The sequence below is a fragment of the Pseudoalteromonas sp. SG43-6 genome (assembly GCF_014164365.1).
In the GTDB taxonomy this organism is placed as follows: domain Bacteria; phylum Pseudomonadota; class Gammaproteobacteria; order Enterobacterales; family Alteromonadaceae; genus Pseudoalteromonas; species Pseudoalteromonas rhizosphaerae.
In genome coordinates this window covers 26,351-43,571 of sequence record NZ_JACJEZ010000006.1, presented here as the reverse complement: position 1 = coordinate 43,571, position 17,221 = coordinate 26,351, and the positions used below count along the sequence as shown (strand labels likewise).

17 protein-coding genes are annotated in these 17,221 nt (G+C 40.5%); 10 read left to right on the top strand and 7 right to left on the bottom strand.

Annotation, left to right across the window (positions count from 1 at the left end; translation table 11 throughout):
* The first annotated feature begins 262 nt into the window (after nucleotides 1-262).
* Nucleotides 263-976 carry a fatty acid metabolism transcriptional regulator FadR gene (gene fadR, locus H5201_RS03855; protein ID WP_149981452.1) on the top strand — a complete coding sequence of 238 codons (714 nt, stop codon included), beginning with the start codon at nucleotides 263-265 and terminating at the stop codon, nucleotides 974-976.
* 270 nt (nucleotides 977-1,246) lie between these two features.
* A complete protein-coding gene (locus tag H5201_RS03850) occupies nucleotides 1,247-1,852 on the top strand; it encodes a peroxiredoxin C (protein ID WP_145239274.1) in 606 nt (201 codons plus the stop codon).
* 66 nt (nucleotides 1,853-1,918) lie between these two features.
* On the opposite strand, the gene H5201_RS03845 is transcribed toward H5201_RS03850, so the two are convergent.
* Together H5201_RS03845 and smpB are read right to left on the bottom strand one after the other, a co-directional pair.
* Nucleotides 1,919-4,513, bottom strand: a complete 2,595-nt coding sequence (locus H5201_RS03845; RefSeq protein WP_182719321.1) for a TonB-dependent receptor — start codon at nucleotides 4,511-4,513, stop codon at nucleotides 1,919-1,921.
* A 189-nt stretch (nucleotides 4,514-4,702) separates the two neighbouring features.
* Nucleotides 4,703-5,182, bottom strand: coding sequence for an SsrA-binding protein SmpB (gene smpB / locus H5201_RS03840; protein WP_064666579.1), 480 nt, complete (start codon nucleotides 5,180-5,182; stop codon nucleotides 4,703-4,705).
* 146 nt (nucleotides 5,183-5,328) lie between these two features.
* Here smpB and H5201_RS03835 point away from each other — a divergent pair, with 146 nt between their 5' ends.
* Both H5201_RS03835 and H5201_RS03830 read left to right on the top strand, forming a co-directional pair.
* Entirely contained in the window at nucleotides 5,329-5,766 is a 438-nt protein-coding gene (locus H5201_RS03835; RefSeq protein ID WP_145239267.1) for a type II toxin-antitoxin system RatA family toxin, read from the top strand.
* Nucleotides 5,766-6,095, top strand: coding sequence for an RnfH family protein (locus H5201_RS03830; RefSeq protein WP_145239596.1), 330 nt, complete (start codon nucleotides 5,766-5,768; stop codon nucleotides 6,093-6,095). Before H5201_RS03835 ends, H5201_RS03830 begins: the two co-directional genes overlap by 1 nt.
* 60 nt (nucleotides 6,096-6,155) lie before the next feature.
* Here the strand turns inward: H5201_RS03830 and H5201_RS03825 are convergent, their stop codons facing one another.
* Nucleotides 6,156-6,515: an outer membrane protein assembly factor BamE gene (locus H5201_RS03825; protein WP_145239264.1), complete on the bottom strand. Its 360-nt coding sequence runs from the start codon at nucleotides 6,513-6,515 to the stop codon at nucleotides 6,156-6,158.
* Nucleotides 6,516-6,634: 119 nt separating this feature from the next.
* Between H5201_RS03825 and H5201_RS03820 the strand changes: the two genes are divergently transcribed.
* On the top strand, nucleotides 6,635-6,952 hold the full coding sequence (locus tag H5201_RS03820; RefSeq protein WP_149981449.1) for a GIY-YIG nuclease family protein: 318 nt from the start codon (nucleotides 6,635-6,637) through the stop codon (nucleotides 6,950-6,952).
* A gap of 37 nt (nucleotides 6,953-6,989) precedes the next feature.
* Here H5201_RS03820 and H5201_RS03815 read toward each other — a convergent pair whose 3' ends face one another.
* The 4 genes from H5201_RS03815 to ilvC form a co-directional block, all read right to left on the bottom strand.
* Nucleotides 6,990-7,859, bottom strand: coding sequence for a M28 family peptidase (locus H5201_RS03815; protein WP_246175529.1), 870 nt, complete (start codon nucleotides 7,857-7,859; stop codon nucleotides 6,990-6,992).
* A 37-nt stretch (nucleotides 7,860-7,896) separates the two neighbouring features.
* Entirely contained in the window at nucleotides 7,897-9,090 is a 1,194-nt protein-coding gene (locus tag H5201_RS03810) for a tetratricopeptide repeat protein (protein WP_182783752.1), read from the bottom strand.
* 81 nt (nucleotides 9,091-9,171) lie between these two features.
* Nucleotides 9,172-11,085: a methyl-accepting chemotaxis protein gene (locus tag H5201_RS03805; protein ID WP_182783750.1), complete on the bottom strand. Its 1,914-nt coding sequence runs from the start codon at nucleotides 11,083-11,085 to the stop codon at nucleotides 9,172-9,174.
* 194 nt (nucleotides 11,086-11,279) lie between these two features.
* Nucleotides 11,280-12,752: a ketol-acid reductoisomerase gene (gene ilvC, locus H5201_RS03800; protein ID WP_182731024.1), complete on the bottom strand. Its 1,473-nt coding sequence runs from the start codon at nucleotides 12,750-12,752 to the stop codon at nucleotides 11,280-11,282.
* 164 nt (nucleotides 12,753-12,916) lie between these two features.
* Here ilvC and ilvY point away from each other — a divergent pair, with 164 nt between their 5' ends.
* The 5 genes from ilvY (at nucleotide 12,917) to H5201_RS03775 (ending at nucleotide 17,181) form a co-directional block, all read left to right on the top strand.
* Nucleotides 12,917-13,831 (top strand): HTH-type transcriptional activator IlvY, encoded by a 915-nt coding sequence (gene ilvY, locus H5201_RS03795; RefSeq protein WP_145239251.1) that lies wholly within the window; start codon nucleotides 12,917-12,919, stop codon nucleotides 13,829-13,831.
* Between the two features lie 152 nt (nucleotides 13,832-13,983).
* Complete coding sequence (locus H5201_RS03790; protein ID WP_182731025.1) at nucleotides 13,984-14,844, top strand: MipA/OmpV family protein; 861 nt, start codon at nucleotides 13,984-13,986, stop codon at nucleotides 14,842-14,844.
* Nucleotide 14,845: 1 nt separating this feature from the next.
* Nucleotides 14,846-15,232 (top strand): DUF3019 domain-containing protein, encoded by a 387-nt coding sequence (locus H5201_RS03785; RefSeq protein ID WP_182719327.1) that lies wholly within the window; start codon nucleotides 14,846-14,848, stop codon nucleotides 15,230-15,232.
* A 14-nt stretch (nucleotides 15,233-15,246) separates the two neighbouring features.
* Entirely contained in the window at nucleotides 15,247-15,939 is a 693-nt protein-coding gene (locus H5201_RS03780) for a response regulator (RefSeq protein WP_145239242.1), read from the top strand.
* Nucleotides 15,940-15,945: 6 nt separating this feature from the next.
* The gene (locus H5201_RS03775) at nucleotides 15,946-17,181 is read left to right on the top strand and encodes an ATP-binding protein (protein ID WP_182739676.1); all 1,236 of its coding nucleotides are present in this window, start codon (nucleotides 15,946-15,948) and stop codon (nucleotides 17,179-17,181) included.
* The last annotated feature ends 40 nt before the right edge of the window (nucleotides 17,182-17,221 follow it).

Below are 17,221 nucleotides of genomic sequence, written 5' to 3'. Positions count from 1 at the left end.
GTCCGTATAGTGTGCATAATGACGTTAAATGTCTATTACTCTTTGTGGTCAATCCCTTCAATTTAGTATAAAAGAAAGCGACACTGAAAGAGTGATAAATTAGCCTGTATCCATTTTAAAAACGTGGCGAGAGTAGAGGCTTAAGCCTGTCGTCGTGGGTGAATTAATGAAGTGACTTTACTTGTTAGTTTGGCTTCATCTGGTACAATCAGTCAGTTAATCGTTTAAAGTAATGTTATGTGGTAACTCAAGTGGGAATTGAATGAGAATTTTTAAAGCGAAAAGCCCAGCAGGGTTTGCCGAAGAGTACATTGTTGAGTCAATTTGGAATGGTGATTTTCCACCAGGTTCTATTCTTCCCGCTGAGCGAGAGTTATCAGAATTAATCGGTGTTACTCGTACAACCTTACGTGAAGTACTGCAGCGTTTAGCGCGTGATGGTTGGTTAACAATCCAACACGGTAAACCGACTCGAGTAAATAACTTTTGGGAAACCTCAGGACTTAATATTTTAGAGACCTTAGCGCGTCTTGATGAAGATAAAATGCCCGAGTTAACCGACCAGTTACTTTCTGCGCGTACTAATATTAGCGCTATCTATACTCGCGCTGCCATTAAACTAGCACCTGATCGCGTGATAGAAATTCTTTCAAAAAGTGATGAACTTGAAGATAGTGCACAAGCTTTCGCTGATTATGATTATAAAGTACATCATGAGTTGGCTGTTGCAGGTAATAACCGTATTTATGTACTTATTCTTAATGGTTTTAAGGGTTTTTACTCTAAAATTGGCTGTCATTACTTTTCAGATCCAGGCACGCGTCAGTTAGCGCGTCAATTCTATAAAGATTTAACCATACTTGCTGAGAAACGCGAACATGACGGCGCAATTTCAATGATGCGGAAATATGGTCATCAAACAGGTGAGATCTGGCAAAAAATCCGTGGTGATATGCCGGAAAATATCATGGATTAACTCTGCATTTACTGTGTAGTTATATCTATAAGGAGCCTGCATATGCAGGTTTTTTTTCGCTGTTATTAATGACAAACAGCGAGTGATACACTGCGTTCGTATTTTTCGATGAGTGACATCGGAAAATACGATTGTTCTTTTAAGTCTTTAGTCTCTAAAATATTCTGATAATTATGCATGCTAGCCCTTGGTATTTATTTTTTAGATCCCATATTAAAGGCAAGCATTGCGTAAGCAATTAAAAGCAAACTCAAATATTTGGAGAATAAAATGGGTGTATTAGTAGGCCGCCAGGCACCAGACTTTACCGCTGCAGCAGTACTAGGTAACGGCGAGATCGTAGATAGCTACAATCTTCACGAAACAATCAAAGGTAAAAAAGCAGTCATCTTCTTTTACCCATTAGATTTCACTTTCGTATGTCCTTCTGAACTAATTGCTTTTGACAAGCGTTATGAAGAATTCCAAAAGCGTGGCGTAGAAGTAATTGGTGTTTCAATCGATTCACAATTCTCACACAACGCATGGCGTAACACTGCTGTTGCAGACGGCGGTATCGGTGCAGTTAAATACGCACTAGTTGCAGATGTTAAGCACGAAATCTGTAAAGCATACGATGTTGAGCATCCAGAAGCGGGCGTTGCATTTCGTGGTTCATTCTTAATTGATGAAGAAGGTAATGTACGTCATCAAGTAGTAAATGACTTACCACTAGGTCGTAACATCGACGAAATGCTTCGTATGGTTGACGCTCTAGCGTTTCACACTGAGCACGGTGAAGTATGTCCAGCTGGTTGGACTGAAGGTAAAAAAGGTATGGATGCAAGCCCAGCAGGCGTTGCTAAGTTCCTTTCAGAAAACGAAAGCGACCTATAATTTAGGCCTTTGTTTTAGAATATGAAAAACCCGCCAATTTGGCGGGTTTTTTATTTAGGGTAGTCGCTAGAAAGCGAATGACACTTTGGTGTAGATATAACGTCCGCGAGGGTTGTGAACCGCGGAAGCATAACCGTATAAATCACCATCACCATCACCAATTGCAAATGGTGGCTCTTCATCAAATAGGTTATTTACGCCAATCGAGATCTTGGTCGATTCGGTAATACGATAAGCCGTTTGTAAATCAACTAAGACTTGTGAATCAACCATTCTTGACGTGTTGCTATCAAAATCGAGGGTGCCATCAAAATCAATATCAGGCGTATCTTCAAACTCACCCACATAGCTGATATTTACATTAGTATTGAATTCACCAAGCTCCCAATTAGTTGAGAACATCCAGCGGTGTTCAGGGTAACCATATTCACCAGTATAATCGCGACCGTCTTTTTCAAACTTGTCTTGATAGGACCATTCTAAGTTGAACTTAAGTAAACCAAGATCATCCAAGGAGTGATTATAATTTGCTGAGAAATCAACACCAGACACTTCCTGCGAAGAGACATTTTTAAAAGTGCTATGAATTTTTTGGATAACACCAAGGGTTTCGCTTCCGGCTGGGGCTAGGCGAACACAAATCGTACTGTTTTGGTTGTTACATTCTGCGTCATAAATTGGGCCGAATGCTTGTTCATCAATTTTGTTATCTTGAGTAATACTCCATACATCAATACTAAAGCCAAGTTCAGCCATAGGAGCCCAAATAAAACCAACGTTCCATGATTCAGATTCTTCAGCTTGTAAATCAGGGTTACCAGCAAATTGGATATTGTAATCAAGAGCTTTACAATCAAGACCTGTAGCACTACAGCGGTAATTATCAATAAAGAATTGACTTTTCTCTGATGGACCTAGACCTATTTGTGCTAGTGAAGGTGCTCTAAAACCTTGTGCCCAAGAGCCGCGAACAGTAATTTCATCAGTAGGTGCCCAGCGCAGCGCTACTTTAGGATTGGTTGTGGTACCAAAGTCACTGTAATCATCGTAACGACCTGCAAGTTGTAATTCTAAGCTATCAGCTAATGGGATTGAGAATTCAACATAGGCAGCGTATTGGTCCCGCTCAGCGGCAGCAGAAACGGACTCAGTACCAAAAATTAAACCTCGCTGAAATTGATCATCAGGGGTATCACTGACATCCTCTTCACGGTACTCAATACCAGCCGCCATCATCACGACATTGTCACCAAAACTAAACGCTTCGCCAGTGATGTTGGCATCAAAAGAGGTCATATGTGATTCACCACGACGAACTAGGCTGGTTGAAATACGTTCAATGACTGCAGGATCATTATAAGTGCCGCCAAATGGGTTGTAGTTGCCGGCATCTATTTCTTGCTGTAAAAAATCAGTTCTTACCCAGCCTTGAGTACGATCACCGGTTTGCATTGATTTACTACGGCCTTTTTGTACAGCGGCTTCCCAGCTCCAATCGCTAATTTCACCACGTAGACCGGCAACAAATCGCAAAGTGTCTGACTCAATATCCCATTGACGGGCACCCGCATCAACAGTTCTATAGTAGTTGATAATTACTTCTTGATTGAAAGGATTATTTGGATGATTCCCTGGGACTGTTAAACCTGCATCTTTATCTAATGGTGTTGGAGCACCTGCGGCAATTGAATTGTTGTGTTGAACAGCCATTTCCATAAAGGCAGTAATACCATTATCAAAGTTATATTCAAACTGAGAAATCGCGCCAACGCGTTCAGAAGCTGGGGCAATATAGCCATAGGGTCCATAATCAAACACACAACTATCGCTACCACTAATTTGATCTGCAGGACAACTTGGATCTGGAGTTTGGACGCCATTCACGCCAAATGTACCTGGAAAGCCACGAGATGAACGGAAATCTTCACCACCATTCGCGGTTTGATTAGCAGTGCCTAAGCGGCCCATTTCATCTGATGATAAAGAGGTGTTTTTAAAGTAATCGATGATCACAGACGCACTGCTTTTTTCGTTTGAGGTACCCCAAACTATGCTTGCTGAGGTTTCTTCATAGTTAGGGCCGTCAGTACCACCATAACCTAAATTAACTTCTAAACCATCGATGTCTTTTTTCAAAATAATATTCACCACACCTGCAACGGCATCGGAACCATAAATTGCAGAGGCACCATCTTTAAGAATATCAATACGTTCGATAGCAGAGACCGGAATACTGTTAATATCAACAAATGAGTTAGTGATACTCTCCGCAAATGCGCTTATAGCTACTCGACGGCCATTAATTAATACAAGTGTTGCATCAGCGCCTAAACCTCGTAGCGATACCGCTGCAGAGCCGTTAGCGGTCGAATCCTGATTATTACCGCGAGTAGAAAAAGTACCATTACCAGCAGCAGGCATTCTTTCCAGTAATTGTTGTAAGTTGTCATAGCCCATATTATCGATATCGGCGCGACTAATTGATTGTACTGGGGAAGGGCCTTCAATATCTGTTCGCTTTATTCTAGAACCCGTCACTTCAATACGTTCAACTTTTTTTGCTTCGTCCGCAGCAAATGATTGAGAAGTATAACCCGCTGTTGAAAGTGCAAGTGTTACACAAGCGATTAGCTTAGGTTTAAATGGGAGTATGTTCTTCATCCTTAAATCCTTGTTATAATGTTAATTTTATCTGGTCAAATGAACCACACACATCAATACCATGTAACAGGTTTGTTATCAAATTGAATTGTAAAGAGGTGTACTATATTTGATACAGTTAGAAGGATTTAAGGGATATAAATAAAAACGCCTAACTGGGTTAGGCGTTTTTGAGGTTGTTTAGATAGATTAAACTTTGTGCTTCATTAACCGTTCTTTTTCGCGAGACCAGTCTTTGTTTTTACCGTCTTCACGTTTGTCATGCATTTTTTTACCTTTACCAAGGTGGAACTCAAGTTTCACCCAGCATTTTTTCCAATACATGGCAGTGGCGATTAATGAATAGCCATCGCGCTCAGTCGCACCGACTAAGCGATCTAGCTCGCGTCTGCTTAATAATAACTTGCGATAACGTAATGGATCGCAAATAACATGGGTTGAAGCACTATTGAGAGGCTGTATTTGACTGCCAAGCAAAAACGCTTCGCCATTTTTAAGGTGAATGTATGTTTCAGAGATGTTTACTTTACCAGCTCGGATACTTTTTACTTCCCAGCCTTGTAGTTCAACACCAGCCTCAAACTTGTCGTGTAAAAAATACTCATGACGCGCCTTTTTATTTAGCGCGATAGTATTACTTGTCGATTTAGATGAATTTTTCTTAGCCATAGTGGCCCATATTATACGTAAAGCTCTGCTTTTTACATCGATTTTTTATTTTTGCTAATAAAAAAGTGTTTGTAAATAAAGCGCCATGAAAGTTTGGGGAAAAACGCAAAGCTTGCTAAAATTCGCCCACACAGTTGGGAGTGAGTATGCCACAAATAGAAAAAAGTGCGCTAGTAATGTATAGCAGCAAAGAAATGTTTGATTTAGTCAATGATGTGGATGCTTATCCTGAATTTTTACCCCATTGCTCGGATGCAAAAATTATTGCACAGCAAGGTAATACCATGACGGCAAGTTTGGAAATTTCCAAAGCGGGTATAAAAAAATGGTTTACTACTGAAAACACCTTTTTAGATGACAATACAGTAACATTGCGCTTAGTTGATGGGCCATTTAAAGCCTTGCAAGGGCGTTGGCATTTTCAAGTGTTGGATGACAATGCATGTAAAGTTCAGCTACAGCTTGAGTTTGAATTTGCGAGTAAATTAATTGAACTTGCGTTTGGGCGCGTATTTAACGATGTTGCAAAAAACATGGTGAATGCATTTACTCAACGCGCTAAACAGGTATATGGACTGCGATGATGATAAAAGTTGAAGTTGTGTATGCATTACCTACCACGGCAACGTGTTTGCTTGTTGAAGTACCAGTTGGTACAACGGCAGAAAATGCCGTGATGCAATCAGGTATCCTCGCTAAGTGCCCTGAAATTGATGGCTTAGCATTAACCTTAGGAATATGGAACCGTACCTGCAAGCTTACGCAAGTGCTTGAGGATGGCGATAGAATTGAAATTTACCGTCCTTTAATTGCTGATCCTAAAGACGCACGACGAAAACGTGCAGAAAAAGCTAAAGACGAAGGTCGTGCTAATAAAATTACAGGTGGGCGACCGCTTGATAAAGCTAAATAATAGCTCAAACAAAAAAGGTTAGCTGTTGCTAACCTTTTCGTAATTTACTGAACTGGAGCGTTATTGCTCAAGCGGTGTATTAAACTCTGCGGGTTGTTCATAGTCACCACTGAGCGATACCAATTTTTCATTTTCAAAATTAATAGTCAGTGATTTACGTTGTTCGTTATCACGGCCAAGGTTAAAAGAATATAAGTAATGCCACGTGTTTTTATCGAAAGCGTCTTCTGCAACAGGTTTACCTAATACATAAAGAACTTGCTCACGGGTCATATTGATACGAAGCTTGTCAACATCGGTTTGTTCTAAAAAGTTACCTTGTGGGATGTTGATACGATAAACCCAGCTAGAACAACCGGCGGTTGCACTTAAGGTCAGAGCAACGATAAACCAAAGAGAAAAAGTTTTTAACGACTGCATTGTTTGTTTGGATCCTTATTTTTTATAAACTGCATGATACCGATTAGTCACCTAAGGTAAAACCCTTTTGAGTAATTGTTTGTGACTTAATTTTTACTATCGATGTTTGGAGCGTAATTTTGACCTCTGAGTCCGCAAAAAGTTTAACTACTACTGAAAATACTATGACAACTAAGATTTCCACGTGGTCACTTTATATTGTACAAACACGTTTAGGGCATTGGTACACTGGGATCAGCACGGATGTGGCAAAACGATTTGCCGCACATCAAGCGGGCAAAGGGGCTAAAAACTTAAAGGGGAAGGGGCCACTGACTTTAATATATCAATGTGAAGTCGGTTCTCGCAGTGAAGCCACCAAGCTTGAGATAAAAATTAAACGCTTAAGTAAGGCACAAAAGCGAGTGTTTGTTAGCTCTGGGATTTTGCTAACCTGAATTTAGTTTAAAATATATTTACTATCTACAATTTAGCTCAAAGAGTGTTTATATCATTTATATCAAGTTGGCTAATAAATACGGCAATATAATTAACAGCATCAATATAAAGTGCTTGGTCAATATTACTTAGTAGGTCGGAACTTTTATGATGGTGGGGGTCATGACCCATACCAAAGTAAATATAAGCAATTCCGGCTTTAGCAAACGCATAATGGTCGCTTGCTCGGCGCCAATCAATACTATCTCCGAGGGTCATTCTGTTCATTGTGGTTGATGAACTAGCTACTTTTATCTTTAAATTATGCTCAGGCACCTGCTGTAGTTGTGCTTGTAAAGCACTGCGTTGTGCATGTGAGACAAAGGCATATAAGATTTTTTTTGGCGGCTTTACTGCTAACATATCCAAATTAATATTTAGCACGGTTACGCTGTCGTCGATTTGCAATTGACTAACAAAATATTCAGCTCCATGTAAACCATTTTCCTCTGCGTCAGTAGCAACAAAACTAAGTTGGAAAGGCAGATTTGTGTGTGCGAAGCGTTGCGCTAGGAATAACAAGGCACTGACGCCACTGGCATTATCGTTTGCGCCTGCATATAAAGTGTTACCACGCATACCTAAGTGATCATAATGAGCGGTAATTACCAAATGAGTCTTGACTAAGTGCGGTGGTTTTAAAGTCGCAACTACATTTTGCCCCGTTGCTTTTGAAGACCAGCCATGGCTGTAACTAAACGGCTGTAATTGTGTATTGTAACCGAGCGTTTGCAGTCGCGTACTAATGTATTGGGCACTGGTATGCGCGCCGTCGGTATTGGTTTTTCTACCGCTTAGAGCCGTAGAGCTCAGATGCCTCAGATCATCAATCAGCTGTTGCTGCGCGCTGCTATTACTTTGGCACAATGTTGAAAAGCTGAGGCTCAATAGCAAAATAAAATAGTTAATGATTAATTACTCGCGCGGTCATGTCACTTAGTGCCTGTAATTTATTTTGATAACGTTGCTTATCATGGTCAAAATCGGCATGTTTATTAGCCAAACGTAATTGGCGATACGCTTGCTTAAAATCACCTAACTGATAATACGTGCGGGCAAGACCAAAGTAGCTATCATGAATATTATCATCAATTCTTTTTGCTTTATTGAAATGCTTGATGGCATCTTGATAGTTTTGTTCAAGGTATGCGTTATTTCCTAATGACACATGATAATACGGATTACTTTGGCGCTTCAAATCAAGTTTAGATAAAATCTTGTCGGCCAGCTCAGGACGGTCGGTGAGTTGATACAGTAAAGCTAAGTTGCCCAGTGCTGTATTGTTGTCGTTATTAAGCAGCAAAGCATAATTATAGGCTAATTCGGCGTTATCATACTGAGAATCAAGGCGAAGTAATACGGCTAAGTTACCCCATGCAGCAGAGTAATATTTATCTGCTTTTGTTGCCGCTAAAAAGTAGCTATAGGCTAAATCATAATTTTGATTGAGCATTGCCGCTGCCCCTTTATTGTTATAAAACATCGCGGTAATTCGTTGTTTGCTGATGGGGGTCGTCTGAAATTTCTCGCCTCGCGAGTTCGGATCAAAATCAATCACTAATGAGGTTTTTGCGTCATACACATAAGTCACATTAGTGTGGTTATTACGACGCTGTGTGACGATCAAATTAATATGCCCAGTCAATAAGTTATAGCCTTTATTTAGCGCCCAATACTCAGGAATATGAACCGTTTGAAATTGCCCCTGCATGCCTAAATATTCCGCGATACTATAGGCCAAAATCGATAATGATAAACAGTTAGCATTTAAATCTCGGTAGGCTTGATTGGCGGTTAGGGTAGCCCCTGCTTGATATAGTAAGGATGCATCGCCATTTTCTAACAAAAAGTTTAGTAATTTTCGAGTTGTGTTTAAATTGCGTTTAGTACTTGGAAAGGCTGCATCGAGTTGTTGTGTTATTGTATCGCTTAAGGTAAAAATCTGTTCACTACTTTCTACCGGGTAAAGCGTGAAAGATTGGTTTTCAGTCACTGGTGGCGGGATGAGTATTGGTTGATTACTCACACTGGTACAGGCAGAGATACTAAAAAGCAGCACAATGACTGCTAGCTTATAAAGCCGCGTTAATATTGTCATAATCATACCCCAACTAATTACTGACTTATTAAGTTTAGTCTGTTTTTTAGTCGGGGTAGATGTTAAATGTTACAAACTGTGTCAGCGCTTTTCAAAGGTGGCGACTAAACTTGCTAAGGTTTGTGCGCTGGTTGCAAGTCCTTTGATCGCCTGCTCGGTATCAATTTGTTCTCGCATTGCCATATCGCTGATCTCACTAATTTGTTCAATATTGCGGCCGACGTCAGCAACCACGCTACTTTGCTCCTCAGTAGCTGTAGCAATCAAGGTTGCCATATCATTAATTTCATTAGCGGTATTGGTAATGGCATCAAGCAACTGCACAGAGCTTTGCATTGTTGCTACGCTGTGTTGAGCTTTATCTTTGGACTGGGCAATATGTTCAACCACATTGGTAGCTGTTTTCGCGAGCTCTTCAATCATTGATTGAATTTCAGTCGTTGATTGTGACGTACGGTTGGCTAAGGCTCGTACTTCATCCGCAACCACGGCAAAGCCGCGGCCATGTTCACCAGCACGTGCTGATTCAATTGCTGCATTTAGTGCTAATAAATTGGTTTGCTCTGAAATACCACGAATAGAGTCAACAATACTGGCAATAGTCTGGGTTTTATTGGCAAGCTCAGTCACTTGTCTCGCAATTGTGTCAATATCACTGGCTAATGCGGTAATACTCTGTTGGCTTTGCACTACTTGCTGGTGGCTCTGTAATGTATTCGCTTTACTATCTTCGGTCAGTTTTGCGGCAGTTGCGGCGCTGTGGGCAATTTCTTGCACTGTCGCGCCCATTTCGTTGATTGCTGCTGCAACAGAGATAGTCTGCTCTTTTTGGTTGTCCATTGCCTGTGAGTTATGCTTGGCTTGAGTAAATACCTGATCTGAGCTTTGACGAATTTTTAAACTTTCGTGGGAGACTTGCGCAATGGCGGTTTCAATTTTATCAATGAATTGGTTAAAACCATTCGTTAATGCTGATAGCTCAGGCTGGTCACTGTGAGGTAAACGGTAAGCTAGATTGGCATCACCAGATCCTAAACGAGTAAATAACTCTGCCATTTTTGATAGCGGTGAAGCTAACGAACGAGCCAGTAAAAAACTAACGATACATGCCAACAGCGCAATTGCGATAGCAAAACTTAAAATTTGCCATTGTAAAGTGGTGATCCCGGCAAACACTTCTGCTTTTGGTACTTGTGCAACCACATAGAGTTGAGTGTTTTTAATCGGACTCGCCGCTAGGAAAAAAGTGTCGCCATTGAGTTCGACTTCTTGCAAGTTAAATTCATTGCTTGTTAATAATTGACCACTTACTTGATGACCATACAAGCTATCTAGATTTGTTTTTTCTACTTTATTAACGTCTTGATGGAGTTTAATTACGCCTTTATCGTCAGTGATAAATACAAAACCGGTTTGCTCGATAGTAAATTTATTTAGCAGTGCCTGCATATCATCAATACTTTTTGCCAGTCCAGTTAAGCCGATGCCATTGATCTGTTGATGATTTACAAACATTTTTGTGTCGCCATTAGGCTCTTGATATAAGCTAATAGAGTAAGCTTGATTGGCGTTTTTAAAATCAAAAAACCAGCCATCTTGCTGCCTATCTAATACTCTTAAAAAGCCATCTTGATTCCAGTACTGCGCGGTATCGCGATTTGCCCATGATGCGGTTGCTAAGCCGTATTGTTTTACCAGACGATTTAATTCTTTGATTAAAACTTCATCATTGTTATCACGACTATTTGCCCACGCGAGTATAAAATGATTACTTGATACTTGTTCGGCCGCACTAAGCAATTCATTTATTTCTAAGCTGATATAGTTATTAATTGCGTGTAGTTTACTGGGCAACTCAGATTGTATCATCCGTTGTTCGATAATGGTTTTGGCGGATAACAGCGCCGTAATGCCAATTAAGCTGGCAACTGACAGGGCAATAGCGATCCCTAAAATAGTGATCTTACGCGTGATACTAAGAGTTTTATACGACATTGTGGGTACTGAATTTACAAATTATGCGGGTATTTTAGCATGTTTTTTTCATGCAGTTCATCATCTATTAGAGTAAGTACTCAGTTTGTAATTTACTCTAAGATGTATTTTGACAAAGTAAATAAAATGAAAAAGCCCACTGCGTTTAGCATGTGGGCTTGGTTTCTAACAAGCGAAATTGTTACTTTCCAGGGTTAAACAATTTTCTTCATTGCTGACATGTAGCCACGCAATTTGGTACCAATGATTTCAACAGGGTGCTCACGCAGCGACTTGTTGATTGCAATTAGTGTTTGGTTATCAACATGATTACAGCGCTCGCCTAAGCCTCTACCAATCACATCAGTATCGATGTTTTGCATAAAGTCTTGTAACAGTGGCAAACATGCGTGATTGTATAAGTAGCAACCATACTCTGCAGTATCGGAGATCGTGCGGTTCATTTCGAATAATTTTTTACGTGCAATGGTATTGGCAATTAATGGCGTTTCATGTAGCGATTCATAATATGCTGACTCAGCTATAATACCCGCTGCAGTCATGGTCTCAAACGCTAATTCTACACCGGCTTTCACCATTGCAACCATCAATATACCGTTATCAAAAAACTCTTGTTCGGTGATTTCAACATCACCGGCAGGGGTTTTTTCAAAATTTGTTTCAGCTGTTTCTGCACGCCATTTCAAAAGGTTTGCATCATCATTCGCCCAATCTTCCATCATTACACGAGAGAACGTGCCATCGATGATGTCGTCTTGGTGTTTATTGTAAAGCGGGCGCATGATTACTTTTAATTCTTCACTTAATTCAAACGCTTTTACTTTCGCTGGGTTTGATAAACGGTCAAGCATATTTGTAACGCCGCCGTATTTAAGTGCTTCAGTAACAACTTCCCAACCGTATTGAATTAGTTTTGATGCGTAACCGGCATCTATACCTTTTTCGATCATCTTATCAAAACATAAAATTGAGCCTGTCTGTAACATGCCGCAAAGAATTGTTTGCTCACCCATTAGGTCTGATTTTACTTCAGCAATAAATGAAGACTTTAATACCCCAGCGCGATGACCGCCAGTACCCGCTGCATAAGCTTTAGCCTGGGCTAGACCATGTCCCTGAGGATCATTTTCTGGGTGAACAGCAATAAGAGTTGGGACACCAAAACCGCGTTTATACTCTTCACGAACCTCAGAGCCTGGGCACTTAGGTGCAACCATGATTACAGTGATATCATCACGTACTTGCATACCTTCTTCAACAATGTTGAAGCCATGAGAATAAGCAAGCGTAGAGCCTTGTTTCATCATCGGCATGATTGCGTTTACAACCGCAGTATGCTGTTTATCAGGTGTTAGGTTTAACACAACATCAGCAGTAGGGATCAATTCTTCGTAAGTACCTACAGTAAAACCATTTTCTGACGCATTAAGAAATGATTGACGACGTTCGCTGATTGCAGAATCACGCAATGTGTAGGCAACATCTAAACCTGAATCTCGTAAGTTCAGTCCTTGGTTTAAACCTTGTGCACCACACCCAACAATAACAAGTTTTTTGCCTTTAAGTGCTTCAACACCATCGGCAAATTCAGCCGGATCCATAAATTCACATTGTGCTAGTTGTGCTAACTGCTCGCGTAAGGGAAGAGTATTAAAATAATTCGCCATTGTTAGTATCCTATAAATTTCGTATTTGTTAGATGCAAGCGCTTGCTGCTTTGCTTAAAGTCACCATAAGGAATTTTTACCCTTGCGTAAAATGATATATTTGCATTAAAGTATTTCAAAAAATGAAATGCTTTAATTAATAACCGCTAACTATTGGGATCACTATGGACCATAAACGATTACATTACTTTCTGGCACTTGCCAAAACCTTACATTTTGCCCGTGCCAGCGAGTTATGCCACATAAGTGCTCCCACCTTAAGTCGCAATATTAAACAGTTAGAGGATGAAGTTGGAGTCGCATTATTCAGTCGCGATAATCGCAGTGTAAAGTTAACAGCTGAAGGAGAATCGTTTATCGACTATGCAACGGCTACGTTAGCTAATTGGCAGCGTTTTCGAGCAAATGTACAAAATCCTGAGCAAACTATTTACGGTAAAGTAAGCATTTACTGTTCAGTAACGGCCTCTTATAGTTTTTTGCATCAACTATTAGAGCAACTGCGTTTGCAACATCAACATATAGAAATAAAGCTTAATACTGGCGATCCCGCAGTGGCAATAAACCGTGTGCTTGACGGACACGAAGCCATGGCAATTGCCGCAAAGCCTGATAAATTACCGACGCAAATTGCATTTGCCAGTATTGGTTATTCATCCTTGGTATTTATCGCGCCACGTATTCCGTCGTTGCTCACTGAAAAACTGGCCCAGTTTGGCGATAAGATAGATTGGTCTGAGCTTGAGTTTATAGTGCCAGAGCAAGGTTTTACTCGTCAAAGGTTAGAGCTGTGGTGGCGTAAGCACGGTATTAATGCAAAGATCTATGCGCAAGTAGCGGGGCATGAAGCTATGGTGTCAATGGTGAGTTTAGGGCTAGGCATTGCCATGGTGCCAAAAATTGTTTTAGATAATAGCCCATTAAAAGATCGCGTTCAGGTGATCAGTGATCAAAAAGAGGCCCCTGCCGGGTTTGAGATTGGTTTGGCAGTATTACGTAAAGAGTTACCAGATGCCGCGTTAAATGCATTATGGGAGATTGCTCAATCACTGAAAAACGTTAATAGCTTAGCTCCTTAGCCGAGTCTAAATACGCAGATGTAAAGTTTATTTACCTTGAATCGTTCCATATGTATCAAAAGTGTGAATGATTGTAATCGTCTAGGGATTAGTTATTAATACCTTGCTATGATAACGATATTGGGTTGTCTCTTTTGGCATAAATAACAACAATGAAGTCGATAGTTAATATTCTTACTGCGCTTTGCATCTCTGTATGGCTTACAGTACCTTGTTTTGCACAGCCATCAGAAATTGAGCCTGTGCAGGATATAACAACAGGGCAGTGGCACTTGAGCCTTAACACGGGATTAGGAGTCATAACAAATCCATTAGCTGGTGGAGGTGATTTACCATTAGTGTTGATCCCAGATATAGCTTATTACGGTGAACAGTTCTTTTTTGATAATGGTCGCTTAGGCTATAGCCTGATACAAGACTCCCCACATACCTTTAATCTAGTCACTGAGTTTAATTCGGAAACTCGTTTTTTTGTTGATTGGCATCCAAGTAACATTTTTGCATTAAGATCAGAAAGTTCATTTACGAACAGTGAAAATGAACTTCAAATCCAACAACCTAGTCTAGATATCCGTGAGCTTAATAAACGTAAATGGGCACTCGATGCTGGCCTGAGTTACCATTATAGCTATCAGCAGCATGTATTTTCCGTGCAGGCATTAGCTGATGTATCCGGAGTGTATGACGGGTGGCGAAGTGCACTGCAGTGGCAAATGCACAAGAACATTGGTGAGTTACAGATTAAGCCGACTATTGGCATCTGGTATAAATCGGCAGCACTGAATACATATTTTTATGGCGTAACAGAAAAAGAGTCTCCAGTTCGTGCAATTGAGGTTGGCAGTAGTTGGCAGCCTTATGCTAAAATAGATGCCCGCTGGCCCTTAAATGGAGCCAACTCATTGCGTTTTCATCTGGCTTATTATGATTATTCCGCCTTAGCTGACGACAGTCCGCTGTTTGAACAAACGTATTCTCTGACTGCCTTTATAGGGTTTGATCATATTTTTTAATATGAAGTATTTACAACTTGGTGCGTGCGTCATTTTTTTGTTGGTATGGCCAAAGTTAGCTGCCGCAAAAAAAGATATATTAACAGTTACTCCAAAAGTCTGTGTGGTTTCCGAACAACAAGACTTTTGCGATGTTGATGTAAAATTTGCTTTAAATATGCCCCATAAAATGGACGTTTGTTTATACAGCGAAGATCAACAACTGCAATGTTGGCAACAGGTTACCTTAGAAGAATTCAATCATAAAGCGCGTGTTCAGGTTGAAACCATATACTCCCTAGTCAATCCTCACACGGATGAATTACTGGCGACAACACGCATTGAAGTACAGAGCACTCGCGCTAAAACAACTCGGCGCCGATTACGTTCTCCGTGGAGCTTTTTTTAATCTTGGAGCTGCAAATGGCAAAGATCTTACTTGTAGAAGATGATTTAGGGTTACAGCAATTAACCCGTGACTATCTTGAAAATAATGGCCTTGAAGTGGCGGTGCTAGACCGTGGCGATGAAGTGTTTAGTTACCTTGAAAACAATCCGGTTGATTTGATGATCCTCGATGTAATGCTGCCAGGTAAAGATGGCTTTAGTGTTTGTCGTCAAGTGAGAGATAAATTTAGCTTACCAATATTAATGTTGACCGCCAAAGGTGAAGACTTTGATCAAGTCATTGGTTTGGAACTTGGTGCCGATGATTATGTTATTAAGCCAGCTGAGCCAAGAGTATTGCTTGCCCGTATTAATGCGCTATTACGCCGTGGCCAAGCATCAGTAAAAGCGCCAGAGGAATTACAATTTGGCGATTTATGTATTGATAAAACCAGCCGTATTGTTCGCTTAAAGAATAACGAAATCACCCTCACTTCCCATGAATTTGAATTACTGTGGTTATTAGCTTCAAATTCCGGTGAAGTACTAAGTCGTGAACATGTTCATCAACACATGATTGGTCGCCAATATGATGGATTAGACCGCACCGTAGATGTACGTGTATCTCGGATCCGTAAAAAATTAGGTGATAACAGCGATAAACCATACCGTATTAAAACCGTTTGGGGACAAGGCTACTTATTTGTCTCCGATGCATGGGGTATGTAACTATTAATGGGGAAGCTATTTGCAAGTTTATATGTGTATATTATAGTTTCCCTGTTTTTAGTCAGTGGGGTAATTGAACAACTTTGGCCCTATGAAGACAGTCAACAACAAATTGCGCTCGATGATGAGTTTGGTCAATCCCTATGGCTATTAGCGCAAACCCCGCAAGGACTTACTAAAATAGCCACTCGCTTTCAAAGTGAAATAGTACAAAAACAAGACCTAATGTTGCCCGCACAACAACAACAAGAACTTAACCTACATAATTATATTTATCTATTTGATCAACAACAGCGAGCTATCTGGTATATCGTTGTTGATAATGAGCAATTATTGCAAGTGGGTCCAATTACCGTTTCTGCGCCAGTATTCTCATCCGTTTGGCCTTATCTATTATTATTGTGTGTCGTTGGGATCCCTGTTGGCTTATGGAGTTTTTTACTGTGGCGTGATTTTGCTAAGTTGCGACTGGCCTGTGAAGCCGTTGGTGGATCACAAGACTTTGAGCTGAGCGCCACCTCGAAATCATTCTTTTTACCAATTACCGACACCTTAAGTGCTATGCAGCAGCGTATTCAGCATTTATTAACCGCTCAACAAGAACTTACATCGTCGGTATCGCATGAGTTTAGAACGCCACTGGCACGTTTAAAATTTGCGTTGGCAATGCTTGAGGATAAAGTAGCTGACGAAAAAGCCTTTGAATATATCGATAACATGCAATTAGATATTGTGGAGTTAGAGTCGTTAGTTAAAGAAATGCTTGATTATGCTCGCCTTGATAGCCAACAACCTAATCTTACGGTGCAAACATGTAACTTAGTGCAGCTAGTAGAAAGTGTTGTCACTAAACTTGATTTTGCTACGCAAATAAAACTCAATATGCAATTACCAGCTTTATGCAGTTACACTTGTGACAGTCACTTTATCGCCCGCAGTATCCAAAACTTAGTAGGCAATGCGTTGAAATATGCTCGTCACGAAGTGCGAATTAGCTTAGTTGAAAATACTGGGCAGTTAATTTTATCGGTCGAAGACGATGGCCCTGGCATTGAACAATCACAATGGGATGCAGTGTTTAAACCTTTTGCCCGACTTGATAAAAGTCGCGATAAAAAGACTGGAGGCTTTGGGCTTGGTTTAGCCATTGTGGCAAAAATAGTGTCTTGGCACCAAGGCAGCTGTTCGATATCGAATTCAGAATTAGGTGGCGCCAAATTTACAATCTATTTGCCTAAGTAACCAGAGTTCAGGGTAAGTAACTCCTTTTCTATTGCTATAT